Raw genomic sequence first — 26,174 nt, 5'->3', positions numbered from 1 at the left:
ATAGCTCTATTTTTGGATCTTTATCTAAAATAACTTGGATAGACTTATTATCAATTGCTTCATACCTTACTAGAAATTTGCAACAAAAAAAGGAAAACGTGTTCAGTTTTCTGAATTTATTTTTATTCTCCTCTACTCTTTATTTCTATCTTAACTTTATATAGAATGTGTTGATAGGAATAATAAAATTCATAGTGAGTCGTGGAAAGGGTGGAATTATAAATGTGGAACGAGTTTAAAAAATTCGCTTTAAAAGGGAACGTTATGGATTTAGCCGTCGGGGTTGTAATTGGCGGCGCATTTGGTAAAATTGTTTCTTCATTAGTAAATGATGTTATTATGCCATTGATCGGAATTTTACTAGGTGGTATTGATTTGACAGATCTTGCTTATCCAGTAGGTAAAGCTACATTAAAATACGGTGCATTCATTCAAACTATTGTTGACTTCTTCATCATCGCGTTCTCTATCTTCTTATTTATTAAGTTATTTAATAAGCTAACATTCAAAAAAGAAGCAGAAAGGAAAGAAGAAGTACCAGCACCAACAAAAGAAGAAGTACTTCTTACAGAAATTCGCGATTTATTAAAACAACAAAACGCATCAATAGATAATGCATAATCAAATAGATAAAGAGAGCAGGTACTGTATGCCTGCTCTCTTTTCTATAACGTTTCTGAGTTTGTATGAATAAACAAAATAATTCCTGCAACAAGTAAAATAATGATAGCGCCTACAAATAATGTAGTAGAAAAAAATATAAACTTCTCATGTACTTGTTCTCCAGCGCTTTCTAAAAAAATGGAAGCAACATATGTGATTAGGGCTATTCCTGCCAAAGTACTGCCAGGAATAAATCGTCTTATACCACTCTGTTTTAATGTCATATAAGCAAATAGAGCCGTCGCGCAAAGTGTAATTCCCCAAAGAATGATCATTTCATCTCCCCCTCACATAGCCTTTAGTATCATTATACATTAGAAATAATGTTAAAGCGAAGCTTCCATTTCAAAGCAACTATACTCGTTTCAAAATAAAAAACTCGCGGTTATATTCCCACGAGTTTTCTTCTTATTACTTCGTTGAATTTCTAAACTGAATGCGGTGCGGTAAAATAACTGTATGATCTTCCACCGTTTCTTTGTTCATATATTTTGTTAATAAACGCATTGCAACCGCTCCGATGTCATACATTGGTTGTACAACTGTTGAAAGCTGCGGGCGTACCATAATGGCAAGGCGTGTATTGTCAAAACCAAGTACTTCTAAATCATTTGGTACGTTTAAACCTTTATCTTGTGCTGCATGAATTACGCCTAGTGCCATTTCATCAGAAGATACGAATACAGCTGTTGGTTTTTCAGCAAGTTCCCATAGTTTGTCTAATGCTTCCATACCAGAATCGTACGTGTAGTCACCATCCACAACAAGCTCTTCATCGTAAGCAATACCTGCTTCTTCTAATGCTCGTTTGTAACCTTGTAATTTTTTCGCACTGCCTGCTTTATCAACGTAAGGGCCAGATACGAAACCAATTCTTGTATGACCTTTCTCTAAGAAATGCTTCATTGCATCATACGCTGCTTGTGTGTAATCGATATTTACAGATGGTGTAATATTTTGCTCATCAAACGATGCCGCAAGTACGATTGGAACAGGAGATTTTTTAAATTCTTCTACGTGAGTCTCTGTAATATCTTCTCCCATAAATACGATACCATCTACTTGTTTCCCAAGCATTGTATTTAATAAATGGAATTCTTTCTCTTTATTTTGGTCAGAGTTACTTAAAATAATGTTATATTTGTACATTGTTGCGATATCTTCAATACCACGTGCAAGTTCTGAATAAAACGTGTTAGAGATATCTGGAATAATAACTCCAACTGTTGTTGTTTTCTTACTTGCTAATCCGCGTGCTACTGCATTTGGACGATAACCAAGGCGCTCAATCGCCTCTAATACCTTCTTTCTTGTTGTTGGTTTTACATTTGGATTACCGTTCACAACACGTGATACTGTTGCCATTGAGACATTTGCTTCACGCGCTACATCATATATTGTTACGTTCATCTTTTCACACACTCCTTTATAAAATTCATCTATATAATATGTATCAGTTAACTTGAATGAAAAAAAAGACATCCACTCTACTTAAAGATGTCACTTCCGAGCCCTTTCACTAATGATACGATACAAATAAGGATTGAGACAATATTTTCCCGAAAAAGTTTCGAAAAAATTCGTTCCTTTTCTTATATTTTCATATTTTTAATATAAAAATACCCATTTTCCAGAAAAAAATCTATGCAGCACACAGCTACATAGATTTTCGAAGCCATTATCCCACTATTTGTGGATAGTAAGCTATCCGCTTACTATCTCATACGAAATGCTTTTAATTCATTCATAAATGCATTGAACTCTGGAATATCCATTTGCTGCGCCGAATCAGAAAGTGCTACAGCTGGATCAGGATGTACTTCTGCCATAATTGCATCTGCACCGATTGCCATTGCCGCTTTTGCAGTTGGCAATAATAAATCACGGCGCCCTGTTGAATGTGTTACATCAACAACAACTGGCAAGTGCGTTTCTTTCTTTAAAATTGGTACAGCAGAAATATCTAACGTATTTCGCGTTGCTTTCTCATACGTACGAATACCGCGCTCACATAAAATAATATCGCCATTTCCTTGTGCAATAATATATTCTGCCGCATACATAAATTCTTCAATTGTTGCGGATAATCCTCGTTTTAATAATACCGGCTTATTCACAGAACCAGCTGCTTTTAACAGCTCGAAGTTTTGCATATTACGTGCACCAATTTGAATGACATCTACGTAATCAAGCGCCATTTCAATATCATTTGGATTTAGAATTTCACTAATAACAGCTAAATCATACTCATCTGCTACTTGGCGTAAAATTTTCAACCCTTCAATACCAAGACCTTGGAAATCATATGGTGATGTACGTGGTTTAAATGCTCCGCCGCGCATAAGTTTTAAGCCTTGTTCTTTCATTACCTCAGCTACTTGGCGAACTTGTTCATAGCTTTCAACTGCACATGGTCCCATAATAAAATGCGCATTGCCATCACCAATTTTTTCACCTTTAATGTTAACAATCGTATCATCTGACTTTTTCTTACGGGATACAAGAAGGGCCTTACGATGATCATCTTCTTGCAACTCTAACCCTGTTTTAAAAATTTGTTTAAATAAATGTTGAAGCGTTGATGTTTCAAATGGCCCATCATTATTTTCCGCAATTAAATCGAGCATTTTGCGTTCACGTACTGGATCAAAACGTTTCACACCTTGTACTTCTTTTAACTTGCCGACTTCTTGTACAAGCCGACCGCGTTCATTTAATAACTTTAAAATTTGTAAGTTCGTTTCGTCAATTTGAGAACGTAATCGATCTAACTCCTGTGATGCCATAATAAAGCCACCTCTTTCAAGTTTTATATGTATACTAATAAGTAAATATAAATATCATTCATAAGATAATTTATTATATATGATACATATGCAGATGTCACTTCATACACATCGCACGAGAATGCATATGGAATCGTTATTTCCCCTTCATTTAATCGTAAAATATATAGCCCGTCAATATTATTTTCAGAAAATAAAGAAAAGCAAGCGTGTTTGCTTGCTTTTCCTTATTTCATATTTTCTTTTAATGCTTGCTTTGTAATGTTCCAATGTGATGCATGCCAGAAAACTTTACCATCTTTTATGTATAATACTTGCGGCGATTCATGTCTAATTCCAAAGTGCTCAGCAATCTTATTGGAAACAGGACGTGCATCCTGTACATATAAATAATATGCTGGCACAGCTTGCTCTTCACTGCGATATTCTTGAAACGCTGTGAAAGCACCGTGGCTAATTGGACATGTTGTACTATGTTTAAACAAGATATATGGCTCTTTACTTGCTGTTATTCCTTCGAATTGTTCCATTGTTTCAATCTTTGTCATATTCATATTATTCACCTCTCATTCGAATCGGAAGCCGTGGCAATTTCTTTTCTTTTTTCGGCTTTTTCTCTGTTCTTTCAAACTTCTCTACTTCATCTTCTTTCTTTTTTGTCCGGAAGCGATTGTACACATCAATGACCGCATTACTCCATTGTACTACTTGCGCTACTTTATCAGCATTATTTTCTACTTGATGTGCAACAGAATCAGAAACGCCGCGTAATCGTGTATTTAGAGAATGAATCGTTGTTCCGATTCCCTCTACACCTTCCATCACTTTATTTAGCGACTGTGATTTCTTTTGAATATCATCTGCTAATGCATTTGTTTTATGAAGAAGTTGCTCTGTTTCCACTGTAATGCCCTGCATTTGTTTTTCCAGGCCTTCCATCGTACTTGCGACATTTTCTAACGTTTTTTGAACAGATACTAATGTTCTACATACATATACAACTAATACGGCAAACGCAATTGCGATAATGGCTACACCGACGTATAAAAGAATTTGCATACGAACCACTCCTTTATATTTTTTATTCTTTTTTCTATTATACAATCATTTTCTGTTTCATTCTAATTGTTCCATATTTGGCTATGAATTTTACCTTTTATTGAAATAAAGTGAACCTTCCGCCCAATTAAGTACATGCCAGTCCCCCACATATTTTCTTTGTTTCCTAAATATCTTGAAATGGGAATGCAAGATGAATCCATTTTAATTTTTGAACCTATAAGTCACTGCTATGTAAAACAAAAAGTGGTCTTCACTCGTTTTTTCTTTATATGTGGTCATGAAAGGGACTACATACAAACAAAAAATTTTATGCGAATGTTTCAATTTGTTTTCATAGTGAATAACGAATTGAAATATGATATGATTGTGGCTGCAATTACCAAATATATCCAAGGGGGCATTTATGAAAAGACTACATTTTTTGGTTTTTGGAACTATATTTAGTATAATTTTCACATTATGTTTAAGTACTAATTTAGCATTTGCAACATCTAATGATGAAAATACTACTTTAAGAAATAACGATTCTCTTACCCAATCTAAAACTGCTCCAACAATCCCACCTACTATTCAAGATCCAAAAAATACAGAAGATCCTGCCGGCTATTGGACAAAAGAAAAGATGAAAAATGCAATTCCAGCAGACAAAATTAAAAATGATGGAAAAAAAGAAACGAATCCAGAGCAATTTGAATCTTCTTTAATAGGAGAGCCTACTAATATTTCTGATCCCGTTCTACCCGAAACTAACAATAACATAAACGAAGCAAATGTAGTTGTTCCATCTACAGCAGGAAAAGTATTTTTTTCATATGGCGGAAAAGATTATGTTTGTTCTGCTTCTTCAATTAATAATAATTATAAAAATCTTGTTATAACAGCAGGCCATTGTGTCCATGGAGGGAAAGGGAAAGGATGGCACTCAAATATTGCATTTGCTCCGGCATATCGTAATGGTTCAACACCTTATGGTATTTGGAACTGGAAAGACGCTCGGACATTCAACTCCTGGATAAATGATAGTAATTTTAGCTACGACCAAGCATTTTTTACTGTTTTCCCGAGGAATGGAAAAGACTTAGTAAATACGATTGGAGGGAACGGACTTTCGACTGGATATGGTACGAAGCAACCAGACGTTCGTATTTTTGGTTGGCCCGCCGAAAAACCATATGATGGACAGATAGCTTATTATTGCGACGGACCTACAACTAGTAGAGGATTGTTTAGCAGCGATGCCGCCATGAGTTGTGGTATGAATGGAGGAGCTAGTGGAGGGCCTTGGTTGAGAGAAAGAATTAATCAAGATCTTGGTTATGTTTTTGCAGTGACATCTCGGCGTTCAACTTCTGGCACACCAACTTTATATGCAACCCCTAACTCTAAAGATGTTAAAACAATGTTTGATCAAATGAAATAAAGTATAAACTATTTATTGATAAATAGCATGTATAAAAAAAGAGTAACCAGAAATACATACTGGTTACTCTTTTTCGTTTTAGGAAACCCGAACTTTCATCTCCTCAATTTATTGAGGAGATAAAAGTTTGGTCAGATGCGGTAGGTATTTACTACCTATCAAGTATCTGAAAGTCTTGTGACAACCAGTAGTGGTGTTGAGCACGCCCGTGATGTACCGACTTTTGTTGGGAATCCGAAGCTCTCCATTTTAATGGAGATGTAGTTCACGGCAGGAAATAACCCTTATCTACAACTTATCCTTTTCACATTTTACATTTATAATTTTCTTGCCAATATTTTGATAAATTATTAAACAAATTCAGATAAGTAGGTTACAATAAGGAAGGATACATATATAAGGGAGGCTTTACATATGAAAGACCCACGTATTGAAACATTAGCAAAAAATTTAATTAATTACTCTATTCGTTTACAAAAGGGCGAAAAAGTATTAATTGAAAACTTCGGTTTACAAAAAGAGCTAGTAACAGCACTTGTAAAAGCTGCATATGAAGCTGGTGGCTATCCATTCGTACTATTAAAAGATCATCAAGTAGACCGCTCTTTAATGATGGGCGCAACAGAAGAACATTTCGAGCAAATCGCTGCGTATGAAGCAAGCGTAATGAAAGATATGGATGCTTATATCGGCCTTCGCTCTGGTGATAACGTAAATGAACAAGCTGACGTTCCGAGTGAGCGTATGAAAATTTATGGAAACACAGTAGGTAAAAAAGTACATAGAGACATTCGTGTTCCAAAAACAAGATGGGTTGTCCTTCGTTATCCAAACGCTTCTATGGCACAGCTTGCAAAAATGAGCACAGAAGGATTTGAAGACTTCTACTTTGACGTATGTAACTTAGACTACGCGAAAATGGATAAAGCGATGGATAATCTTGTTGAGTTAATGAACAAAACAGATAAAGTACGTCTTGTTGGACCTGGCACTGACTTAACATTCTCTATTAAAGACATCCCGGCAGTTAAGTGTGCTGGTCATTTAAATATTCCTGATGGCGAAGTATACTCTGCACCTGTTCGCGATTCTGTTAACGGTACAGTTTCTTACAACACACCATCTCCATACAACGGTTACATGTTCGAAAATGTAAAACTTACATTTAAAGACGGTAAAATTGTTGAAGCAACTGCAAACGATACAGAACGCATTAACAAAATTTTCGACACAGACGAAGGGGCACGCTACGTTGGTGAATTCGCAATCGGCGTAAATCCATACATTTTACATCCAATGGGTGATATTCTATTCGACGAGAAAATCGACGGTAGCTTCCACTTCACTCCTGGACAAGCATACGACGATGCGTGGAATGGCAACAACTCTAACATCCACTGGGATTTAGTATGCATCCAACGCCCTGAATACGGCGGCGGAGAAATTTACTTCGACGACGTATTAATCCGTAAAGACGGCCGCTTCGTTGTACCTGAATTAGAAGCGTTAAATCCAGAGAACTTAAAATAAAAAACAAAAGGTGAGCACAGGTTGTTGTGCTCACCTTTTTATTATATAAATACAAATTGAAAAACTAATATAAAAAACCCTTTTCTTTTTCGGTGGGCGAGAGCATCTAGCCATGCATAGAATCGGTCAGGGCCTATTTCTGCCACATGCGCAGCGAAAACCAAAAAGAGCAAACAAGTGCAGGTTCCTTTTTTTCATAACACCAATCTATATGTTAAAAAACAAATTGGATTTATATATAAGACTCTGTTAATTTCTTCTTGAACGCACCCGATAGTAGATGTACTAAATAAATTAGAAAGCAATCATAGCCCCTCTTTCATCAAATACAGAATCCGGGTTCCAAGCAACCTCCCAAAGATTGTTTTCAGGGTCAGCAAAATATGCTGTTCTCCCTCCCCAGAACGCATCGCTTGGCTCTCTTAAAATTCTTCCGCCTACTTTGCGAATCTCTTCAATTGTTGTATCAACTTGTTCAGGATGATCTACGTTAATCGCAAAAGTGACACCGCGAAACGTTTCTACATCTTGAGTAATTGAAACGCCAGCATCCTTTGCTAATTCCTCAATAGGAAAGATAGAAAGAATAACACCTGCCGTTTTAAAAGCAGCGTAATTATCTGAACTTATTTCCGTTTCTTCCCACCCTAAACTTTTGTAAAATGCCCGAAGAACCGGCAAGTTAAACGCACCAATTGTTATTAAGCTTACTCTTTGTAGTACCATGATATTCCCCCCATAATATATAGAAACACTTGTTAAGTGACAAAAAGTTGTTTAATTTACAATAAAGTCGGTTAAAAAATAATAAATTTCTTTAATTCTTATTGGACTAACAGGCAGGTTAGTTGAAGAGTGTTAGTTAACTTGTGTTCAACAATTGGGCCATATTGTTGAGAATCCCTCTCAAAGAGAGTTAGTTATTTATGTTAAAATATTGCGAGTGAAATAAGGGCTCTTAACGATTTTATCAAGTATCAAGCAAAATAATTCAGAAACGAAGAAGGGACAGTACTAATATGGAAAACGTATCAAATGTAGATAAATTGGAATCAATAAAATCTTTACAATCGACAATTAGTAAACTCGAAAATGCCTTGTCACAGATGACTCAGAAAGGTGCAAATACTACCTTAGTAAAGAAACGACTCAAAGCTGTTTGCATCGGCTTAGCAATGCTAGAAAATGTTTGGAATCAAAGACCCCATCATTACACCCAGGAAGATTTAGCAGAAGCTCGCAATGTTCTTACTGGTTTGCTTCCATCAATTGAGACCATTTATGATAAGTCAAAGGCTAGTAGTCCCCAAAGAACGCTTTTAGAAAGAAGAATAAAAGCGTTGAAACTGTCTATTCAAGTGATTGACAATTTTTCTAATAAATAACTTTTCCAACTAAATAGAGTATAACGGGTGCTTTCGTTCAATAAAAATTAAACAACTTTAAAGAGTCTTACTACAAGAAAATGTAGCAAGGCTCTTATATTTTTATATCGAAATTAAATAACTTTATTATCACTTTACAACACTTACATACTCCCGCTCGAATGAAACACTTGAATTGGACCATCCCAATCTGCTTTCCTAATCTCTCGATACTCATTATTTGTGTATAAAGAAATGACTTTTCTCCAAAACGCTTGAGCTGGAGTATTTTCTTCCATCTCTGCAACTTCCCATTCCCCAGGGAATTTACAAAACAATTGGATAGCTGCTTGTTTTCCTACACCATTTTTCCGATACTTTTTCATTACAAAAAATTCTGACATCGAATAGTATGTACGACCATTTTCCTCGATCTCTCTGATCAATGCGAAACCTGCATATTTTTCGTTCACTTTTATAAAAAATGGAAAGCGACCTTCCTCTGTAAAATAATGATCTACGTACATATATTCATACAAACCGTGCTCATTCACATCTTCAGGATCAAATTCGCTGAAATCATATTTATATAGTTCCGTCAAATTCTTTAAAACTGTTTTGTTCTCTAGTTTTACTTTTTCAATTTTAAAATTGATATCCATGTTCTTTTCTCCTACTTATAGTATATATTCATATAAAATGTCTTAATCTAAGTTCTCGCTATAATAATAGCTGCAAAAGGCATATTTGCTCCGCCACCTTGTTCTGTAAATACGATAGAGAATCCAGCCGCCTCTAATTCGGTTACATATCCTTGTATTGATAATGTTTTCCCGGCTGAACATAAGGGCACTTCAACCTTTTTTATACCTTCAGGAGTAGAGACCTGCACTTGCTTTCTCCCTTTGTTTTAACCCTTGCACGTGGCAGAAAAAGGCCCTGACCGCTTCTACGCATGGCCAGACACTCTCGCCCACCTAAAAAAAGAAGGTTTTTATGTCGTTTTTTTAATTTGTATTAATATAAAGTTTCACTCTATAAAACTTTATGTATTTCGTTATTAATTACTTCAACGCGTTCCTTATAATACAGCCCTTTCTCTTTTATTTTAAGCTGAGCGATAAAAAGGTTCGCAAGCATCAACGCCGTATCAAGCCTGTAAAACAGACAAACACTTTGGGGAAGAGAATCAAAAATATGCTCATCTTTATACCCGGCTTTAAATTCACTCCAATTCACTTCATTCACTTCCGCTATTCTCATCAGTTCGAGAAGCGGATGACCAATGAGAGCATTATCCCAGTCAACGATTGCCTGAATTTCTCCGCCATGACCAATTATATTGGCAGGTCGAATATCCATATGAAGCAGCCTCTTTATCTGTTCCCCCTCCTTTAAAATTGCTTCAATTTCTTCTGCTTTTGGAAATGGAATACGTAAAGAAGTAATTTCGTTAAATGATTGTAGCCTTCTAACAAGGCGCTCTGCTATATGCTTTTCTGTCGACTGTCCATTTTCATAATGTAAATCTTCAATCGGTATATGATGAAGCTTATTGGCTAATTCTCCAATTTTGTAAGAAGAAATCGGAGTGGAGTCAGTAACTATATAGTCTGAAATTAGAAAATCAAGTTCCTCAGAAAGATGCAGTCCATGAGCAGCTGGCACAGGAATTCCTTGAGAATGACAAAACTCTGAAAGCTTTGCTTCCTTTTGTAATGAAAGGCGACTGCTAAATAAATTTTCATTTATATTAGCAACTTCACGTTCCCATGGTACACGAAAAGCGAAAGAACCTGTTTCTGAATCTCCTCGAAACACAACATTTTGTACACCGCTTCCTGCTACTTCCAAACTTTTAATTCCCAACTCTTTATATTCGCTAGTTAATATGTTTTGTAGTTTCGTTCTTAACTCTTCTGTTTTTGATGCTACATTCGGCATTTCATTCCCTCCACACTCAGAGACTTCTCTGTTAAAGCAAGATAATCTTTTATATCTTGTAAAACAATTTGCATTGCTTTCTCCCAAAATTCTTGTTTTGTTAAATCAAAACCAAGATGTTGAAAAGCTAATTGCTCAGCAGTCATTCTCCCAGTATCTCGAAGCAAATCTATATACTTTTCTTCAAAGGAATGTCCTTCTTGAAGAGCATTTGCGTAGATCCCTTGGCTAAATAGAAAACCAAATGTGTACGGGAAATTATAAAAAGGTTTATCTGTGAAATAGAAATGACGATTCCAAATCCATGAAAGATCATGATAAGAAGCAAGATAATCATTGAACGCATACTGTTGAGCCTTCTCCATCAACTGGCTCAATTCATCTACTCCTACAACCCGCTTTTTTCGGATTTCATAAAAATCTTTTTCGAATATAAAATTCCCCTGTACTCCTATTAAATAACTAAGCGCAGTTTGTATCTTTGCCTCTAGAAGGAGCAGTTTTTCATGTTCATTTGAAATATCTTGCATGACCTTATTTAAAATAATCGTCTCAGCAAAGGTAGAAGCTGTTTCACTAACAGCCATCGTATACTGCTGGGCAAATGGAGGAACATCATTTGAAATAATTCCTTGATGAAAAGAATGTCCTAATTCATGGGCAAGTATAGCGAGATTATTATGTGTTCCTTGAAAATTCATGAAGATGCGCGCTTGCTTTGTTAGTGGAAATCTAGCTGAGAATCCCCTACTTGCTTTTGTATCTCTGTTTTCAGAGTCAATCCAGCCTTCCTGAAATGCTCTTTCTGTATAATTTGCTAATTTAGGGCTAAAAGAGTGAAAACCAGTAAGGATTATTTCAGCAGCCTCTTCATATGTATAAGTCTTGGTTACCTTGCCTATAGGCGTATACATGTCGAACCAATCCATTTTTTCTAATCCTAGTAAACGTGCCTTTCTTTTTAAATATGAAGTTATGATAGGCTTACTTTGATTGACAGCTTCCCACATAGAATCAAGCGTTGTTTGTGACATTCTATTGTAGCGAAGCGGTTCTGTTAAAATGGAATCTACTCCCCGGTGTTTATATACTTGCAATCGAAAACCAGCAATGTTATTTAAAGCTGCTGCGCATGTCTCAGCCACTTTTTCCCCTGCATGATGTAAGGCATTTACGAGATTTCTTCTACTATGGTGATTGATAGATGAATGTAATAGATTATAGACTTGTCCAAAACTAAGGTATTGCCTTTGTCCTTCTTCCTCTAAAACAATCTTCGTTTTTCCAGTGACAGAGTTATATAAATTGACCCATGCATGATATCCATTAATAGAAAGATCCTGAATTAACTTTTCCTGTGCTACTGGTAATTTTCCTCTCGCCTTTTCTCTTTTTTCTTGCAGTGGATAAGCAAGCTGGTTTATTTTTTCCATTTGCAATAGCCGCTCCCAAATCTCATCCGGTATATGTACCAACGCTTGTTCAAAATCGTTTATAACGATCTCAAATTGTGATGAAATATCCCTTACTTTTTCACTTAATATAATAGCCTTCTCATCTTCAACATTTTCTGATTTCAAACATTCCACAAAGTGGGTTGCCTCAAGCAAGCGAGTAGATAGCTCTTGGATTCGATTCATTTGTTCGATCCACCGTTCGAATCCACTTATTGCTTCCAGTTCCTTCGTTTCTATTGTTGTCGCTGTTTCTTTAGAAATATCTTCCTCTAGTTCTATGAGAAATTGTTTAAATTCAGAAGACTCACTTCCTCCAGGGAAAATTCCCTCCAAACTCCAACGTTGTTGTAAAGCCTCACGCAATGCATTCGCCCCCTAAAAAAACCATCATTATCCATATTATACCACAAAAATATTAGTAAATTCAGAAAAAAGAAGAAACGCCTCTCTGTACTTAAATAGACTAAACTAAGAAGAGGATATTATGTTCAATATATGAGCATATATCCTCTTTTCTTATACATATTAGATTAGTTATCCAGATATTGAAAATACAGTTTAATATGTATATAACATTCAGAAAATATCGCATACTTAGGCGGAGGACGTAACCCATAGCGGGAGGCGTAGTGAGTGTAAAATGACAATAAAATTATTGAATTTCCAAAGGAGTAGTTACATTTACAATAAAGTTATTTAAAAATGTCAATGATGGTATTCAATTAACGAAATAAAGTTTATTCAGTTAACTGAGCAGTTTGATTAATACATAAAGGAAATTAAGCTGGTTTCATAGAATTAATTAGGCAATTCATTATCTTGGAGGAATGACTGAATGGCTGAATTGATTTATCATGTTGCGGTTTCACTGGACAATTTTATTGCGGATCAAGGTATGATAGAAGGAAATATTAATAATTCTCTCTTTTTATTTGAGGGGGATCATGTCCCAGACTTTTTAGCAGATATTCAGGAATACGATGCCGTGTTGATGGGGGGGAAAACATATGAGTTTGGGTTTCAATTCGGTGCTAAACCTGGTGAACCTGGATATAAGGGCATAAAACATTACATATTTTCAAACTCCATACAGTTTGAGGCAAACGAGGAAGTTGAACTTATTAAAGGAGATGCTATAGGGTTTATTAAGAACCTCAAAAAACAATATAACGGTAAAATTTGGTTGTGTGGAGGCGGAGAATTGGCTGGGTCGTTGTTTAAACATAAACTTATTGATCAATTAGTATTAAAGGTTAATCCAATTATAGTCGGTGAAGGTATTTCTCTATTTGGTAGCGTAAAACCACGTCTTAAATTAAAGTTAGTGAACATGAAACAGTATTCTAATGGAGTTATCAAACCTACTTACAATATTATTTATACTTAGAATTATCATGGAGAACTACTTTTTTAAATTAATTTTAAAAAATAAAATTTCATCCAATTGTTCCACTATTGCAGAAGAATACTTAACTTATTAAAAAACTTTATTGTTGCTGATTTTTTAAAAATTAGAGAAGGATAAATAAAATTAAACAATTATTCTAAACATCGTTCGATTGTTCGGACGGTGTTATGCGTGTTTATAGCGTAGAAATTAAACAACTTTATTATCATTACACAATTAAGGAGAAGGGAGTTAAATGGAATAAGATTGCTTAATAAAAGAAGTAATGAAAATATGACTACAAGGGGAAGAGTTATGAAGCATAAAACATCAGAAAGATTATTTAGAATAGATTGCGGAGATATCTATCTCCAAGAGTTTTCCATTAAAGATGCAGATAATATATACAGAATTTCAAATCAACCCGAAATATTTAATTTCTTGCCAGACTGGAAATCAACAAAAGAACAAAGGGTAGATTGGGTTACCAATTATGAGATACCAGCAAATAAAGCATTTTTTGATGCCGCTGTAAATACCTCAAACATAGATGGTCATTTTTTAAAACTAGGGGTATTTATTAAGGAAACCGATGAATTTATTGGTTGGTGCTGTACAGGTATTAAAGATGAGCTACCTTCACCGAATAGAGAAATTATGTATGCCATTTCAAGTGAATATCAAAAGAAAGGATACGCTACTAAAGCGTCTACAGGATTGATTAACTATTTGTTTACAAATACAAATTTAGATGTCATTAACGCAGTAGCTTTAATTAACAACGTTTCATCAAATAAAGTTATTGAAAAATGTGGATTTACTTATCTGAGTCAACAGAAAACAGAAAACGAATTATATAATCACTATATATTGAATAAATCAGAGTGGATAAAAAATCATTAATAGAAAATGTTGTTGTTCCAGAAAAGAGTGCGATTGTTGAACATGAAGTAAAAGGGCTATACATATTAGACATGACTAATATGTATAGCCCTTTATTTTTTATGACTTTTTACAATTTAGGTCTTGATAAAACCATTGCTTCTTCCTTTTCTTTGTTTTTATTTTTCGAACTAGAACCTCATAAACCCATTTGATTTATCAACATCCAAGTCATTGTTATACTGAAAAGAAATGATCTGCACTCTCCCTCTGTTTAACCCTAGCATGTGGCAGAAAAAGGCCCTGATCGCTGCTATGCATGGCCAGATGCTCTCGCCAACCTAAAGAGAAAAAGGTTTTTAGATCGTTTTTTCAATTTGTTCTTATACAAATATCATTTACTAACCGGCGCATTCTCTACCTGTACATAATCAGAGCTCTCCACTTCATCTTCATCATCCAAATCGACAACTGGTAAAGCCGTATGAATCGCCCAGTAATAGCTAACCAAAGAAACAATACTAACAGCTAGCAAATCTGTTGAATAGGTTAAATACCCCTTTCCCCCGCCAAACATACCGAAGTACGACACCACCATTATGGCAATGTAGTAAAAAACGAGCCATAACGATGATTTGATTTGCTGGGCAAAAGATACTTGTGAAGTTGGTGCCCATTTTTTGCAACATAGATAGATGACAAACATGATAACTTGTGAAGATAATAACCAAGAAAGTGTTTGCCAACCAGACCAGTACACGATTAATGAGGCAATGATAAATGAAAGAGGTCCAATGATTGACATTCCTTTTACTAAAAATGGACGATTTAGTTCAGGAGCCCGTTTTCTAAGCGCCGCCGTTGTAATCGGCGCGAGAGCATAACTTAATACAAGCGCTGCAGAAACAACATTAATTAATGCTTCCCATGAAGGAAATGGCAATGTCCAGAAAACAGAAAGGACAAATGTAAGCCAAAGTGCAGGTCTTGGTATCCCTGATTTGGCATCAACTTTAGAAAATACTTTAAATAAAGTTCCGCTTTGAGCCCATCCATATACAACGCGAGGAGTAGCAGACATATAAATATTTCCCGTTCCGCTCGGTGATATAATGGCATCGGAAACGATAAAATAGACCATCCAACTCAGTCCTAAGAGAACAGAAATATCTTTAAATGGTAAACTAAATTCTTTACTAATTCCTGCCCAGCCTTGGCTAAGCATTTCAATTGGAATGCTGCCAATAAAAGCAACTTGCAAAAGAACGTAAATAATTGTTGAAGAGATCACAGACAAAAGAAGAGCAATCGGTATTGTTTTTTGCGGTTTTTTCACTTCACTTGCAACTGATACAATAGGTGTCAGTCCTAAATAAGCAAAAATAACACCGCCTGCAGAAATAGCTGCTTGTACACCAGAAAATCCAAACGGTGCGAAACCAGCACTTGAAAAATTATCGCCATGTAAATACATTAACAATACAATAATTGTTAATGCTGGTACAAAAAATTTAAAGATGGTTATGATTAAATTCGATTTCGCAAATGTTTTTACACTCCAATAATTTAATAAAAAGAAAATGACGAGCAGTCCAAATTGCATAAACCAGCCGCTTACAGTCGGCAAAGTAGAATTTTCTTGAGTCAGACTTGGCCACCAGGCTGCAGCATATTGCCTAGCCGCTTCTACTTCAATTGCAATTAAACTTGAAAATGCAATAAGAGTAATGAATCCTAATAAATATCCGAGTATCGGACCATGAGAATATGCAGGATAACGAACAATTCCTCCAGCTCGCGGAAGTGATGCCCCAAGTTCACAATATACAAGTCCTAATAACAAAATAGCGATTCCACCAATGACCCATGAAATAATTCCAGCCGGACCTGCTATTCCTGCAACATGGCTAGCAGCAAACAACCAGCCTGATCCAAACATAGAGCCAAAACCGATAAAGGCTAAATCCAGTAGTGATATTTCTCTTTTAAACTTGCCTTTGTTAGACATACCCTAACCTCTCCTCTCTTGTGTCATTTTCTTAATTTTCAGTATTTTAAAGAGAGACTATTGCCATTATTTCATAATTTTCTAGAAGGACAATATAAATTCCCCTTAACGTTTAGTAGATAGAATACCCTCTAAATATATAAATGTATTTTAATTTTCTCAACATATAAATCACTGCTATGCAGAACACAACATGTCCGCTACTCGCTTTCTCCCTTTGTTTTAAATTTCGCATGTGGCAGGAAAAAGGACCTGACCGCTTCTACGCGCGGCCAGATACTCTCTTCCACATGACAAAGAAAGATTTTTTTCAGTTTTTCAATTAGCATCTACAGATAAATGCATTTTAATTTTATTCGACATATAAGCCACCGCTATGCAGAATAAAACATGCCCGCTACTTGCTTTCTCCCTTTGTTTTAAATTTTGCATGTGGCAGGAAAAGGACCTGACCGCTTCTATGCATGGCCAGATGCTCTTGCCCACCTAAAAAGAAAGATTTTTTTATGTCTATTTTCAATTTTTATCCCGCATTAACGGGCAGTAAGCCCCCACTGATGGAAGTTTCACTTTATTTCAAGTTCACCCAAATGCTCTTTACTTCTGTATAGTTGTCGAGTGCATAAGATCCCATTTCGCGTCCAATACCTGATTGTTTATAGCCACCGAACGGCGCTGCAGCGTCTTCTAAGTTGTAGTCATTAATCCATACTGTGCCAGCTTTTAAGCGATTCGCCACTTGATGTGCAGTTTTAATATTTTCTGTCCATACACCTGCAGCGAGTCCAAATGGAGTGTTATTCGCTCTTTCAATCACTTCTTCAACCGTATCGAATGGCAGAACTGCGACTACTGGACCAAATATTTCTTCTTTTGCGATTGTCATCTCATCTGTAACATCAGCAAAAATAGTTGGCTGAACGAAGTATCCTTTTTCAAACACTTTCTCACCACCAGCTGCAATTCTTGCCCCTTCTTCTTTTCCTTTTTCGATATAACGTAACACACGTTCTTGTTGCTTTTTCGAAACAAGCGGTCCCATTTCAGTACCTTTTTCCATTCCTGCACCAAGTTTTACATTGTTCGCGCGTTTCGCTAATTCTTCCACCACTGTTTCGTAATGTTTTCTATGAACGAACACGCGAGATCCTGCACTGCAGTTTTGACCATGGTTGTACATAATACCGTTAAAAGCACCAGTAATTGCCTCACCTATATTTGCATCTTCTAAAATAATATTTGGTGATTTTCCTCCAAGCTCTAATGTCACATGTTTGATCGTTTCAGCTGCTTGGCGCATAATATACTTGCCAGTATCAGTCGAACCTGTAAAAGCCACTTTTTCAATATCATGATGATTGACAATCGCTGCTCCTGCTGTTTGACCAAATCCAGGGACGAAATTCACGACGCCATCTGGGAAGCCAGCTTCTTTAAAAAGCTGTGCTGTATATAATAGAGATAACGGCGTTTGCTCAGCAGGTTTTAAGACGATTGTACATCCTGTCGCAAGTGCTGCTCCCATTTTCCACGCAGCCATCACTAACGGATAGTTCCATGGAATAATTTGGCCGACAACACCAATCGGTTCATGACGTGTATAGTTTAAATAGTCCTTTGAGATCGGGGTTGTTTGACCAAGTATTTTCGTTGCCCAGCCAGCGTAATAACGGTAATGCTCTACCGTTGCCGGAATATCATCCTCTAGCGCTACTTGATATGGTTTTCCATTATCCAGCGCTTCCAATTGAGCTAGTTCTTCTTTATGTTCGTCAATTAAATCAGCCAGCTTGTAAATTAAATGTGCTCTTTCAGCCGCACTAAGTTCAGGCCACGGCCCTTTTTCAAATGCCCGGCGTGCAGCCTTTACCGCTAAATCAACATCATCTTCCCCGGCTTCACTTACGAAAGCAAGTACTTCTTCTGTTGCCGGATTATAAGTTTCAAACTTTTTGCCGCTTAGAGCTGATACAAATTTCCCATCGATAAAGAGCTCAATATTTCCTTCTAAAAAAGCTTTCACCCTCGGCTTTAATTCTATCTGTGCAGTTAACATATTCCTCTCCCCTTTACATTTTATATCCCGCTATTTACGGTCAGTAAAACCCTACCAAATCCTAAGAAGATCGATTCGTTCAACTAACTATCAGCAGGGGATGAAGAACCCCCTTACTGATGGATTTTTCATTTTACACACGTGAAGCAGCCGTTAAACTTGATAAAATATCCTTAAGTTTTTGATCTTCCTCAGGTGTCAATCCTAAACGAGGATAACGAGAGGGTCCTCCTGCCTGCCCATTTAATTCCATCGAACGTTTCACAATTTGCACGTATTTTCCTGACCCCTCAAGGAATGTACAAAGCGGTAAAATACGATCATTGATTTCCCAAGCTTCTTTTAACTCACCCTTTTGGAAATGATTAAACATTTGCGTAACAAGCTTTGGCACAATATTCCCTGCAACAGAAATCCAGCCCGTTGCCCCGACTAAATAAGACTCCATAACTAAATCTTCTGAACCGCAGAAAATTTCAATATCCCCTTTGCCTTGTCTAACAAGATCTCTTGCTTTGCGGATATCTCCACTTGATTCTTTAATGTGAGTAACCCTTTCACATTCTTTTCCGATTTTCAGCATCAACTCTGTACTCATATCAACGCCAGATGTAAACGGATTGTTGTACAACATAATCGGTACATTCACTGCATTTGATACTTTTTTAAAGTGGAAATAAATCTCTTCTTCTTTCGGTTTGCAGTAATAAGAATTAATAATGAGTGCACAATCTGCACCATGTGCCTCCGCCTGTTTCGTATATTCAATCGTTTCTTTTGTTGTTTCAGCTGCTGTGCCTACAATAACCGGAATGCGGCCGTTTACTTCTTTCAATACAGTTTCAACCATTTGGAACTTTTCTTCTTTTGATAAACTTACAAACTCTCCAGTACTTCCGTTAATCACAATACCTGCAACGCCTTGCTCTACGAAGTAGTTCACATTATTTTTCAAACCGCCCCAATCAATCTCCTGCGCCTCATTCATTGGAGTAATTAACACTGGATAAGCTCCTTTAATTGTTGTCATTTCTATTTCCCCCTTAATATTTTTACCGTATAATTCCATTTTGATTATTCAACATACAAGCCGCAGTTGTGCAAAACAAAGCATGACGGCTACTTGCTTTCTCCCTTTGTTTTAAACCTTGCATGTGGCAGAAACAGGTCCTGACCACTGCTATGCATGGCCAGATGCTCTCACCTCCCCTAAAAAAAGGGGGGCAATTTGTATTTATATAGACAATCGTTTTTATTAATCTATAAATCTCGTATAGAGGTACATTGTTACATTTCCATTATTTTAGTAAAAAGCCAGCAGGTAACGGGTCTGTCGGATCTAATACAAACATCTGCATTCCAGTAATAAAACCGCGGCTTTTTAAAGTGAATTTGTATCCATCCTCTGTTTGTTTGGCTACTTGTACGGTCAAAGTGCTACCGAAAATACTTTCATTTACAAATGGCGGTTCCATATCCAATCTCCCTTTAGCAAGTAAACTTGTATAACACGCCTTTGTCGATTCAAAGCCGGGAGAGCGAACGATATACTGGTCTTCACGAAACGTGATTGTTTTAATTCGGCCCTCTTTTAAATGTGAATCATCCATTAAAATGATACCTCTTACTGGAAATTTCGACTCAAGAGCCTGATGCATCGTTTGTCCCCATCTCTTCAATTCAGACAGTTCCTCAACACAAATTTCTGCGGCAATATCACCTTTCTCAAACACTGCATATAATTGATCGGCTTGCACGAGGGAGAACTGTGTATTGATATTCGAATGAGAAATGTTTGTTTCTACTACTTGACACGGTTCACTTTCTATCATCACCGAAACTACTTCATCATTCTCCATCATAGCGGTAACTGAAATCACACCTCTGAGCGTTTCGATTTTATATTCATTTGATGCTCTCGGCTGTAGATGACCGCATTCCAGTAAAGTTGTAATTACAGCAACAATGCCGCCGTAATGAATTGGAACCGTTCCTTCATGATTTAAAAATAATACTGCGGCATCTACTTGTTCGTTAATCGTCGGAACAACAAGACAACCATTCAACCCAGCAAACCCGCGCGGTTCGTTTAATAAAAGGTAGATGTCATCTGCAAATACATGCATAAACTGCTCATTTAACTGCTCCAAATTTTGATAATGAATGAATGGCACATCTTTAATAACACGAAATGCTTCCCCAGCTACGTGCACATCTATCGTTGAATACGTCTTCTGAATTTTCATTTCACGTCCTCCATTTCATGTTCCATTGGCGGAATGAGCAGAAAGCCTTCTTTAAGTGGATCTTCCTCATTGTAGAAGAATCGGTGCATCCCCATTAACCAAGCGGATCCTGTAATTTGAGTTACAACAGCCTCAACCCCTTCCACATCTGTCGTTTCCAATACGCGTCCTCTAAATAAAGAACCGACAATGCTTTCATGCACAAATTCTTCGTCAATTGAAATTTCTTGATTCGCATATAGGACAGCTAATTTCGCAGAGGTACCCGTTCCACATGGAGAACGATCGATTCCTCCTGGAGGAACAATCACTGTGTTTTTCACATCTGCTTCCTCATGAGTTGGTTCAGTAAAAAACTCAACATGAGTTAACCCTTTAATAAACGCATATTGCGGATGAACGATTTCAACTTTTTCATTAATGATGTTTCTAATGTTAATTGCTGTTTCAATTATGTGAGAAGCATTCTCTGGAATTAACTCCAATCCAACCGATTTCGCATCAATGATTGCGTAAAAATTCCCTCCGTACGCAATATCGGCATCTATACGCCCAATCCCCTCAACATCAACGGAAATGCTTTTTAAAAGAAACGCTGGGATATTACAAAAAGACACTTCTTTTGCTTTTCCATTTTCTATTGAAATATCCACTTCGACGAGTCCAGCAGGCGTATCCAACTTTAAGAAAGTAACGGGCTCTTGAATGGGAATTAACCCAGACTCAACTAGAGCCGTACACACACCAATCGTGTCATGTCCACACATCGGTAAATATCCACCCGTCTCTATGTAAATCACGCCAATATCAGCCTCTGGATGGCAAGGATCCGTTAATAAAGCACCAGACATAACATCATGACCGCGTGGTTCATTCATTAACAATTTACGAATCCAATCATATTCCTTTTTCATATGGAGCATTTTTTCTGACATTGTTTCTCCAACTAATTTTGGAAGCCCGCTAATTAGTGTTCTCGTTGGATTCCCGCCTGTATGTGTATCAATTGTTGTAAAGACTCTTTGTGCCCTCATCTACTCAACATCCTTTCTGTAAATCGGTTAAAGCTAAGCGGATCAACGGGAATAGACGTTTCTTTTTCGTTAATGAGTTCTTCTACTATTTTCCCTGTTACTGCTGCGAGGCTAATGCCGTCCCCTTCATGTCCCGCCGCAATATAATAATTTGGAATTGTATCCACGCGTGAAACGATTGGCAAATGATCTTCCGTCCATGGACGTAATCCTGCATACGAACGAATTACCATCATATCCGCCATTTTCGGATAAAACCGGATTGCTCGGTTAGCGATACATTTAATGACTTCATTGTTTACTGCCGTATGAAAGCCAACAAATTCTCTGCTGCTTCCAATTAAAAAGTTTTGACTTTCCGTTGGTTCAAAGACAAGAGCGACTCCGTATTTTTCAGTTAGTGGATCAACAACGCGCTTTCCACCAAACTTAGAAATTAGGTAGCCAAACTCCATTACTTTTCGAGATCCTACATGCTGCTGCCTCGAAGCAACGATAATATGCCCTTTTCTCGGTTCAATCGGTATGGAAAGATCAAGCATCTTGCCTATTCTAGGTGCCCATACTCCAGCCGCATTGACGACATGATCCGCAGTAAAAATTCCATTTGTCGTTTCTACAACAAATGAACCACTTTCTTCTTTTTTCATTTGTTTCACTTCTGTATGTTTGAAAGCTTTGGCCCCTAGTTTTTTTGCTTCTTCCAGAAGTGAAAAAGCTAGGAGATAAGGGTTGACCGTGGAATCAGTGGCACATTCTAGCCCCCCTAATAAATCATCTGCAAAAAAGGGAGACTCATGCCGAATATCCTTCCGGTCCAGCATTCGAAATGGTAAACCAGCGGCTTTTTGACGATCTACCCATTTTTGTGCCGCTTCCATCTCCTCATCTGTTTCACAAACAAGAATACTTCCCGGAGCACGATATTCAAATGAATGCTCTAACTCTTTACTTAATTCATCCACTAAATTTTGACTAAACAACGACATCTGACTATCGAAACCTGGATCTTTATCAATCGCCAAAATATTGCCGTCACATCGTGAAGACGTGCCACTAACAAATTCTCCTTTTTCAATTATCGTTACGTCTCTTCCGTATTTAGATACATAATAAGCAATCGAACAGCCAATAATTCCTCCGCCAATGACTAACACGTCACAATGTTTCACATGGCATTCCTCCTCTCGATGAAATGGCCTCATTACCTAAAATGCAATTCGTGTGCCAATTAATGTGAAACTTGCAAAATGGATTATTATTTCTTTCCTTGCTGATGAAAAACTCACCTTATTACGAAACATTTTAAATTTTTTGTAAATAAGTGTATAATTCCCTTTACAGTGTTAATATTTTTTTACAGTGCGGAAGGGGGATCATTATGTTTTCATTGCCGTCAATAAAGGAAATAATAAAACAACTTCTAATAGATACACCGTTCGATACACAGCAGATCGAACAGAAAAACGGGGGATTTTATTATCGTTCAACACCAAAAGCGCCTGAACTTCCATGCAAAGTCGTATACGAGGACGATTCATTATTCACCTTACTTCAGGCATTTCGTCATCATTCCACAGCTATTATTCTTGATACAAACAAAAATCCATTAGGATGTATCACAGCAGCACAAATCATTCATTTTCTTCATAACTCTTACAATCAATTAAAGGCATTTTATGAAACCGTCATTCAAACGACGGATTCTTCCGTCACGGTCATTGATGATAAGGAGCGTGTTCGTACATGGACAGAAGGAGCTGAAAAAATATTCTCAGTCAAACGGCAAGATATAATTGGCCGACCAATTACCGATTTCTTTGACTATAAAAATCTAGAAATCTTACAATCTCTACATAAAGGGAAAAGGATTGTAGGACAGCACCATCAGCCTCAGTCTGATTTATTTGTCTTAATTAACTCTAACCCCGTTTATTTTAACGATCAGATTATCGGTGCAGTCGTTTCTGAAACGGATATTACAAATCAAGTTGTACTGAATGAAAAATTATTTAATATGTCCAATGAAGTACACCGTTTAGAACAAGAAGTAGCAAAATATAAGGATTCATCTGATCCCTTTTATTCCATTAAAGGAAAAAGTGCCGCTCTGCAAAGAACAGTGGATTTAGCTAGAAGAGTATGTTCTGTGAAATCCACTGTTCTTATATTGGGCGAAAGCGGTGTCGGAAAAGAGGTGTTTGCCAAAGCAATCCATGAAGCGAGCGAGGAACCGAAAGCACCTTTTATTTCGATTAACTGCGGTGCGATACCAGCATCTTTATTTGAAAGTGAGTTATTCGGATATGAACGGGGCGCCTTCTCCGGTGCTGACAGTAAAGGAAAAAAAGGAAAAATAGAACTAGCAAAAGGAGGGACATTATTTCTTGATGAAATAGGTGAAATACCGCTCGAAATGCAAGTAAAGCTTCTACGCGTGCTGCAGGAGCGGAAATATTACCGGGTCGGCGGAGAAAAAGAAATCAACATCGATTTCCGTATCATCGCTGCCACAAATCGTGATTTACAAGAATTAATGAAACAAGGACTGTTCCGTGAAGATTTATATTACCGGCTAAATGTAGTTAGTTTGCATATCCCTCCTTTAAGAGAGCGGCAAGAAGATATTATTGAATTAACTCATTATTTTTTACATGATTTTTCTTTGAGTTATCAGCGGCCAATTCATGAATTCCCACCAGAAGTCATGCATGAACTGCTTTGTTATAATTGGCCCGGTAATATTCGCGAACTGCGTAATAGCATAGAGCGGCTTATCGTATTTGCAACAGATGGTGTAATAAAAAGAGAGTATTTACCCTTCCATACAAAAAGTATTACATTTGAAGACACACTAAAGACTGCATCTCATATACTTCTAGAAAATGATTGCACCATCTTACCATTGCAAGAAGAAATGAATCAGCACGAGAAAAAAGTAATTGAAAGAGCGTTACATCTATTAGATGGAAATAAATTAGAGTGTGCAAAACAACTTGGTATCACAAGAGCCACTTTATATAATCGATTAAAGCGGCTTGGCTTAAATTAACCCTCTTCCTCCTCTAGATTGGCACATTTTTTGCATAGTATTTTTATGAACGACAATGGAGGAGGAATTCAAATGGGGAACAAAGATAGCATTGTAATTTGCCGTTGTGAAGAAGTTACTTACGGACAACTTCGTAAAACAGCAAATCAACATCAATGCACAGCAAGAGAATTAAAATTAAGAACACGAGCAGGAATGGGCTTTTGCGGAGGCCGTACGTGCCGCCTAACATTAGATAGCATTATCGAAAGCGTCATCCCAAATGTGTCACCTAGTGAAATTCCGTTAAAATACCAGCCCCCAGTTCGGCCGGTGACATTTGGAACAGTAGGTGAAAAACAATGACTAGAATTATGAATCATCCCATTTTAGGGAATTTAGATGATAGAGAACGTATTTCTTTTCAATTTGATGGAGTTGAATACGAAGCGTATGAAAATGAAACAATTGCCGCTGCTCTATTAGCAAATGAAGTAAGAACACTACGCGTTCACGAAGATAGCGGGACACCTAGAGGAATTTATTGCAACATCGGCCACTGCTTAGAGTGCCGTGTAACTGTCAATCAGCAACCAAATGTAAGAGCCTGCTTAACAGTCGCCCAGCAAGATATGGTCGTTGAAAGCGGGAAACAGCATCCGAATATTGTAAGAAGGATGGTGGAAAAGCGATGATTGATGTAATTGTAATTGGAGCAGGTCCAGCCGGATTAGCAGGAGCTATTGCTGCGGCGGAATTTGGTCTCAAAGTGACCGTTATTGATGAATTTATAAAGCCAGGCGGCAGATTACTCGGACAACTTCATCAAGAGCCTTCTGGTGAGTGGTGGAATGGAATTGAAGAATCGAAACGCCTTTATCAAAAAGCACAGCAATTAGCGGTCGATATTCGTTGCGGCGTATCTGTTTACAACTTAACGAAAGAAAATAACCTATGGAATGTGCATACAAGTGTGGATACGCTAGAAGCACCATTTGTACTAGTAGCTACTGGTGCCGCTGAGTACCCTATCCCACTGCCGGGCTGGACCCTTCCTGGTGTCATGTCAATCGGCGCGGCGCAAGTCATGACAAATGTGCACCGCGTCCAAGTCGGCCAAAAAGGAATCATTATCGGAGCGAATATTTTATCATTTGCGATTTTAAATGAATTACAGTTAGCTAGCATAACAGTTGATCGCATTGTCCTTCCGGAAAAAAGTGCCCTTAGTAAACAAGCTGGCGACCCTAAAGCGGTCATGAAATCACTCTTACATGCATCACATCTCGCTCCATCGCCGCTGC

Annotated in this window: 25 protein-coding genes and 1 pseudogene; 10 read left to right on the top strand and 16 right to left on the bottom strand. The window is 37.2% G+C overall.

Translation table 11 applies throughout. The annotated features are described in order from the left end of the window. Positions 1 to 222: 222 nt before the first annotated feature. Positions 223 to 621 carry a large conductance mechanosensitive channel protein MscL gene (gene mscL, locus WAZ07_RS00875; protein ID WP_336470957.1) on the top strand — a complete coding sequence of 133 codons (399 nt, stop codon included), beginning with the start codon at positions 223 to 225 and terminating at the stop codon, positions 619 to 621. 44 nt (positions 622 to 665) lie between these two features. Here the strand turns inward: mscL and WAZ07_RS00870 are convergent, their stop codons facing one another. From WAZ07_RS00870 to WAZ07_RS00850, 5 genes are all read right to left on the bottom strand, one after another. After that, positions 666 to 938, bottom strand: coding sequence for a DUF3917 domain-containing protein (locus WAZ07_RS00870; protein ID WP_090918251.1), 273 nt, complete (start codon positions 936 to 938; stop codon positions 666 to 668). 136 nt (positions 939 to 1,074) lie between these two features. Continuing rightward, entirely contained in the window at positions 1,075 to 2,073 is a 999-nt protein-coding gene (ccpA, locus tag WAZ07_RS00865; RefSeq protein ID WP_336470956.1) for a catabolite control protein A, read from the bottom strand. Between the two features lie 305 nt (positions 2,074 to 2,378). Continuing rightward, positions 2,379 to 3,449: a bifunctional 3-deoxy-7-phosphoheptulonate synthase/chorismate mutase gene (locus WAZ07_RS00860; RefSeq protein WP_336470955.1), complete on the bottom strand. Its 1,071-nt coding sequence runs from the start codon at positions 3,447 to 3,449 to the stop codon at positions 2,379 to 2,381. 227 nt (positions 3,450 to 3,676) lie between these two features. Next, positions 3,677 to 4,003, bottom strand: coding sequence for a bacillithiol system redox-active protein YtxJ (ytxJ, locus tag WAZ07_RS00855; protein WP_336470954.1), 327 nt, complete (start codon positions 4,001 to 4,003; stop codon positions 3,677 to 3,679). A 1-nt stretch (position 4,004) separates the two neighbouring features. Then, entirely contained in the window at positions 4,005 to 4,553 is a 549-nt protein-coding gene (locus tag WAZ07_RS00850; protein WP_336470953.1) for a DUF948 domain-containing protein, read from the bottom strand. A gap of 361 nt (positions 4,554 to 4,914) precedes the next feature. Here WAZ07_RS00850 and WAZ07_RS00845 point away from each other — a divergent pair, with 361 nt between their 5' ends. Beyond that, entirely contained in the window at positions 4,915 to 5,931 is a 1,017-nt protein-coding gene (locus WAZ07_RS00845; protein WP_336470952.1) for a trypsin-like serine peptidase, read from the top strand. A 414-nt stretch (positions 5,932 to 6,345) separates the two neighbouring features. Further along, a complete protein-coding gene (locus WAZ07_RS00840) occupies positions 6,346 to 7,461 on the top strand; it encodes an aminopeptidase (protein WP_336470951.1) in 1,116 nt (371 codons plus the stop codon). Positions 7,462 to 7,755: 294 nt separating this feature from the next. On the opposite strand, the gene WAZ07_RS00835 is transcribed toward WAZ07_RS00840, so the two are convergent. After that, positions 7,756 to 8,187 carry a VOC family protein gene (locus tag WAZ07_RS00835; protein ID WP_336470950.1) on the bottom strand — a complete coding sequence of 144 codons (432 nt, stop codon included), beginning with the start codon at positions 8,185 to 8,187 and terminating at the stop codon, positions 7,756 to 7,758. A gap of 293 nt (positions 8,188 to 8,480) precedes the next feature. Between WAZ07_RS00835 and WAZ07_RS00830 the strand changes: the two genes are divergently transcribed. Next, entirely contained in the window at positions 8,481 to 8,846 is a 366-nt protein-coding gene (locus tag WAZ07_RS00830; RefSeq protein ID WP_336470949.1) for a hypothetical protein, read from the top strand. A 143-nt stretch (positions 8,847 to 8,989) separates the two neighbouring features. Here WAZ07_RS00830 and WAZ07_RS00825 read toward each other — a convergent pair whose 3' ends face one another. The 4 genes from WAZ07_RS00825 to WAZ07_RS00810 all read right to left on the bottom strand — a co-directional run bounded on the left by WAZ07_RS00825 (position 8,990) and on the right by WAZ07_RS00810 (position 12,589). Next, positions 8,990 to 9,487, bottom strand: a complete 498-nt coding sequence (locus tag WAZ07_RS00825; protein WP_336470948.1) for a GNAT family N-acetyltransferase — start codon at positions 9,485 to 9,487, stop codon at positions 8,990 to 8,992. Positions 9,488 to 9,534: 47 nt separating this feature from the next. Further along, positions 9,535 to 9,717 (bottom strand): hypothetical protein, encoded by a 183-nt coding sequence (locus WAZ07_RS00820; RefSeq protein WP_336470947.1) that lies wholly within the window; start codon positions 9,715 to 9,717, stop codon positions 9,535 to 9,537. A gap of 143 nt (positions 9,718 to 9,860) precedes the next feature. After that, the gene (locus WAZ07_RS00815; RefSeq protein WP_336470946.1) at positions 9,861 to 10,769 is read right to left on the bottom strand and encodes a phosphotransferase family protein; all 909 of its coding nucleotides are present in this window, start codon (positions 10,767 to 10,769) and stop codon (positions 9,861 to 9,863) included. Further along, positions 10,757 to 12,589: a M3 family oligoendopeptidase gene (locus WAZ07_RS00810; protein ID WP_336470945.1), complete on the bottom strand. Its 1,833-nt coding sequence runs from the start codon at positions 12,587 to 12,589 to the stop codon at positions 10,757 to 10,759. The genes WAZ07_RS00815 and WAZ07_RS00810 overlap by 13 nt, the downstream gene beginning before the upstream one ends. A gap of 472 nt (positions 12,590 to 13,061) precedes the next feature. On the opposite strand from WAZ07_RS00810, the gene WAZ07_RS00805 reads away from it, so the two are divergent. Both WAZ07_RS00805 and WAZ07_RS00800 read left to right on the top strand, forming a co-directional pair. Beyond that, positions 13,062 to 13,613, top strand: coding sequence for a dihydrofolate reductase family protein (locus WAZ07_RS00805; protein WP_336470944.1), 552 nt, complete (start codon positions 13,062 to 13,064; stop codon positions 13,611 to 13,613). Between the two features lie 315 nt (positions 13,614 to 13,928). Further along, complete coding sequence (locus tag WAZ07_RS00800) at positions 13,929 to 14,516, top strand: GNAT family N-acetyltransferase (RefSeq protein ID WP_336470943.1); 588 nt, start codon at positions 13,929 to 13,931, stop codon at positions 14,514 to 14,516. A 373-nt stretch (positions 14,517 to 14,889) separates the two neighbouring features. Here the strand turns inward: WAZ07_RS00800 and WAZ07_RS00795 are convergent, their stop codons facing one another. From WAZ07_RS00795 to WAZ07_RS00770, 6 genes are all read right to left on the bottom strand, one after another. Beyond that, positions 14,890 to 16,503, bottom strand: a complete 1,614-nt coding sequence (locus tag WAZ07_RS00795; protein WP_336470942.1) for an APC family permease — start codon at positions 16,501 to 16,503, stop codon at positions 14,890 to 14,892. Between the two features lie 571 nt (positions 16,504 to 17,074). After that, positions 17,075 to 18,559 carry an aldehyde dehydrogenase family protein gene (locus WAZ07_RS00790; protein WP_336470941.1) on the bottom strand — a complete coding sequence of 495 codons (1,485 nt, stop codon included), beginning with the start codon at positions 18,557 to 18,559 and terminating at the stop codon, positions 17,075 to 17,077. 133 nt (positions 18,560 to 18,692) lie between these two features. Next, positions 18,693 to 19,589 carry a 4-hydroxy-tetrahydrodipicolinate synthase gene (gene dapA, locus WAZ07_RS00785; RefSeq protein ID WP_336470940.1) on the bottom strand — a complete coding sequence of 299 codons (897 nt, stop codon included), beginning with the start codon at positions 19,587 to 19,589 and terminating at the stop codon, positions 18,693 to 18,695. A gap of 268 nt (positions 19,590 to 19,857) precedes the next feature. Further along, entirely contained in the window at positions 19,858 to 20,805 is a 948-nt protein-coding gene (locus WAZ07_RS00780) for a proline racemase family protein (RefSeq protein WP_336470939.1), read from the bottom strand. Continuing rightward, entirely contained in the window at positions 20,802 to 21,839 is a 1,038-nt protein-coding gene (locus WAZ07_RS00775; RefSeq protein WP_336470938.1) for a proline racemase family protein, read from the bottom strand. The genes WAZ07_RS00780 and WAZ07_RS00775 overlap by 4 nt, the downstream gene beginning before the upstream one ends. Next, positions 21,836 to 23,011 (bottom strand): NAD(P)/FAD-dependent oxidoreductase, encoded by a 1,176-nt coding sequence (locus tag WAZ07_RS00770; RefSeq protein ID WP_336470937.1) that lies wholly within the window; start codon positions 23,009 to 23,011, stop codon positions 21,836 to 21,838. Before WAZ07_RS00770 ends, WAZ07_RS00775 begins: the two co-directional genes overlap by 4 nt. Before the next feature lie 209 nt (positions 23,012 to 23,220). On the opposite strand from WAZ07_RS00770, the gene WAZ07_RS00765 reads away from it, so the two are divergent. The 4 genes and pseudogenes from WAZ07_RS00765 to WAZ07_RS00750 all read left to right on the top strand — a co-directional run. Continuing rightward, positions 23,221 to 24,891, top strand: coding sequence for a sigma-54 interaction domain-containing protein (locus WAZ07_RS00765; protein ID WP_461781902.1), 1,671 nt, complete (start codon positions 23,221 to 23,223; stop codon positions 24,889 to 24,891). Between the two features lie 72 nt (positions 24,892 to 24,963). Then, positions 24,964 to 25,236, top strand: coding sequence for a (2Fe-2S)-binding protein (locus tag WAZ07_RS00760; RefSeq protein ID WP_090919944.1), 273 nt, complete (start codon positions 24,964 to 24,966; stop codon positions 25,234 to 25,236). Then, positions 25,233 to 25,565, top strand: a complete 333-nt coding sequence (locus WAZ07_RS00755) for a (2Fe-2S)-binding protein (RefSeq protein ID WP_090919941.1) — start codon at positions 25,233 to 25,235, stop codon at positions 25,563 to 25,565. Before WAZ07_RS00760 ends, WAZ07_RS00755 begins: the two co-directional genes overlap by 4 nt. After that, positions 25,562 to 26,174, top strand: a pseudogene (locus tag WAZ07_RS00750) (FAD-dependent oxidoreductase); the annotation flags it as partial. The gene WAZ07_RS00755 and the pseudogene WAZ07_RS00750, both read left to right, overlap by 4 nt.

Origin of the sequence: Bacillus bruguierae, from assembly GCF_037104725.1 — a bacterium.
GTDB classification, from domain to species: Bacteria; Bacillota; Bacilli; order Bacillales; family Bacillaceae_G; genus Bacillus_A; species Bacillus_A bruguierae.
The sequence above is the reverse complement of the archived record's forward strand: the minus strand, read 5'-3'. Positions and strand labels throughout refer to the sequence as shown.

Excerpts from the sequence above, each read along its gene's own strand:
- WAZ07_RS00825 (WP_336470948.1), bottom strand. The coding sequence starts at position 9,487 with ATGGATATCAATTTTAAAATTGAAAAAGTAAAACTAGAGAACAAAACA.
- WAZ07_RS00845 (WP_336470952.1), top strand. The coding sequence starts at position 4,915 with ATGAAAAGACTACATTTTTTGGTTTTTGGAACTATATTTAGTATAATT.
- WAZ07_RS00800 (WP_336470943.1), top strand. The coding sequence starts at position 13,929 with ATGAAGCATAAAACATCAGAAAGATTATTTAGAATAGATTGCGGAGAT.
- WAZ07_RS00815 (WP_336470946.1), bottom strand. The coding sequence starts at position 10,769 with ATGCCGAATGTAGCATCAAAAACAGAAGAGTTAAGAACGAAACTACAA.
- WAZ07_RS00775 (WP_336470938.1), bottom strand. The coding sequence starts at position 21,839 with ATGAGGGCACAAAGAGTCTTTACAACAATTGATACACATACAGGCGGG.
- WAZ07_RS00870 (WP_090918251.1), bottom strand. The coding sequence starts at position 938 with ATGATCATTCTTTGGGGAATTACACTTTGCGCGACGGCTCTATTTGCT.
- WAZ07_RS00780 (WP_336470939.1), bottom strand. The coding sequence starts at position 20,805 with ATGAAAATTCAGAAGACGTATTCAACGATAGATGTGCACGTAGCTGGG.
- dapA (WP_336470940.1), bottom strand. The coding sequence starts at position 19,589 with ATGACAACAATTAAAGGAGCTTATCCAGTGTTAATTACTCCAATGAAT.
- WAZ07_RS00860 (WP_336470955.1), bottom strand. The coding sequence starts at position 3,449 with ATGGCATCACAGGAGTTAGATCGATTACGTTCTCAAATTGACGAAACG.
- WAZ07_RS00840 (WP_336470951.1), top strand. The coding sequence starts at position 6,346 with ATGAAAGACCCACGTATTGAAACATTAGCAAAAAATTTAATTAATTAC.
- mscL (WP_336470957.1), top strand. The coding sequence starts at position 223 with ATGTGGAACGAGTTTAAAAAATTCGCTTTAAAAGGGAACGTTATGGAT.
- WAZ07_RS00835 (WP_336470950.1), bottom strand. The coding sequence starts at position 8,187 with ATGGTACTACAAAGAGTAAGCTTAATAACAATTGGTGCGTTTAACTTG.
- ytxJ (WP_336470954.1), bottom strand. The coding sequence starts at position 4,003 with ATGAATATGACAAAGATTGAAACAATGGAACAATTCGAAGGAATAACA.
- WAZ07_RS00755 (WP_090919941.1), top strand. The coding sequence starts at position 25,233 with ATGACTAGAATTATGAATCATCCCATTTTAGGGAATTTAGATGATAGA.
- WAZ07_RS00795 (WP_336470942.1), bottom strand. The coding sequence starts at position 16,503 with ATGTCTAACAAAGGCAAGTTTAAAAGAGAAATATCACTACTGGATTTA.
- WAZ07_RS00790 (WP_336470941.1), bottom strand. The coding sequence starts at position 18,559 with ATGTTAACTGCACAGATAGAATTAAAGCCGAGGGTGAAAGCTTTTTTA.
- WAZ07_RS00805 (WP_336470944.1), top strand. The coding sequence starts at position 13,062 with ATGGCTGAATTGATTTATCATGTTGCGGTTTCACTGGACAATTTTATT.
- ccpA (WP_336470956.1), bottom strand. The coding sequence starts at position 2,073 with ATGAACGTAACAATATATGATGTAGCGCGTGAAGCAAATGTCTCAATG.
- WAZ07_RS00760 (WP_090919944.1), top strand. The coding sequence starts at position 24,964 with ATGGGGAACAAAGATAGCATTGTAATTTGCCGTTGTGAAGAAGTTACT.
- WAZ07_RS00830 (WP_336470949.1), top strand. The coding sequence starts at position 8,481 with ATGGAAAACGTATCAAATGTAGATAAATTGGAATCAATAAAATCTTTA.
- WAZ07_RS00765 (WP_461781902.1), top strand. The coding sequence starts at position 23,221 with ATGTTTTCATTGCCGTCAATAAAGGAAATAATAAAACAACTTCTAATA.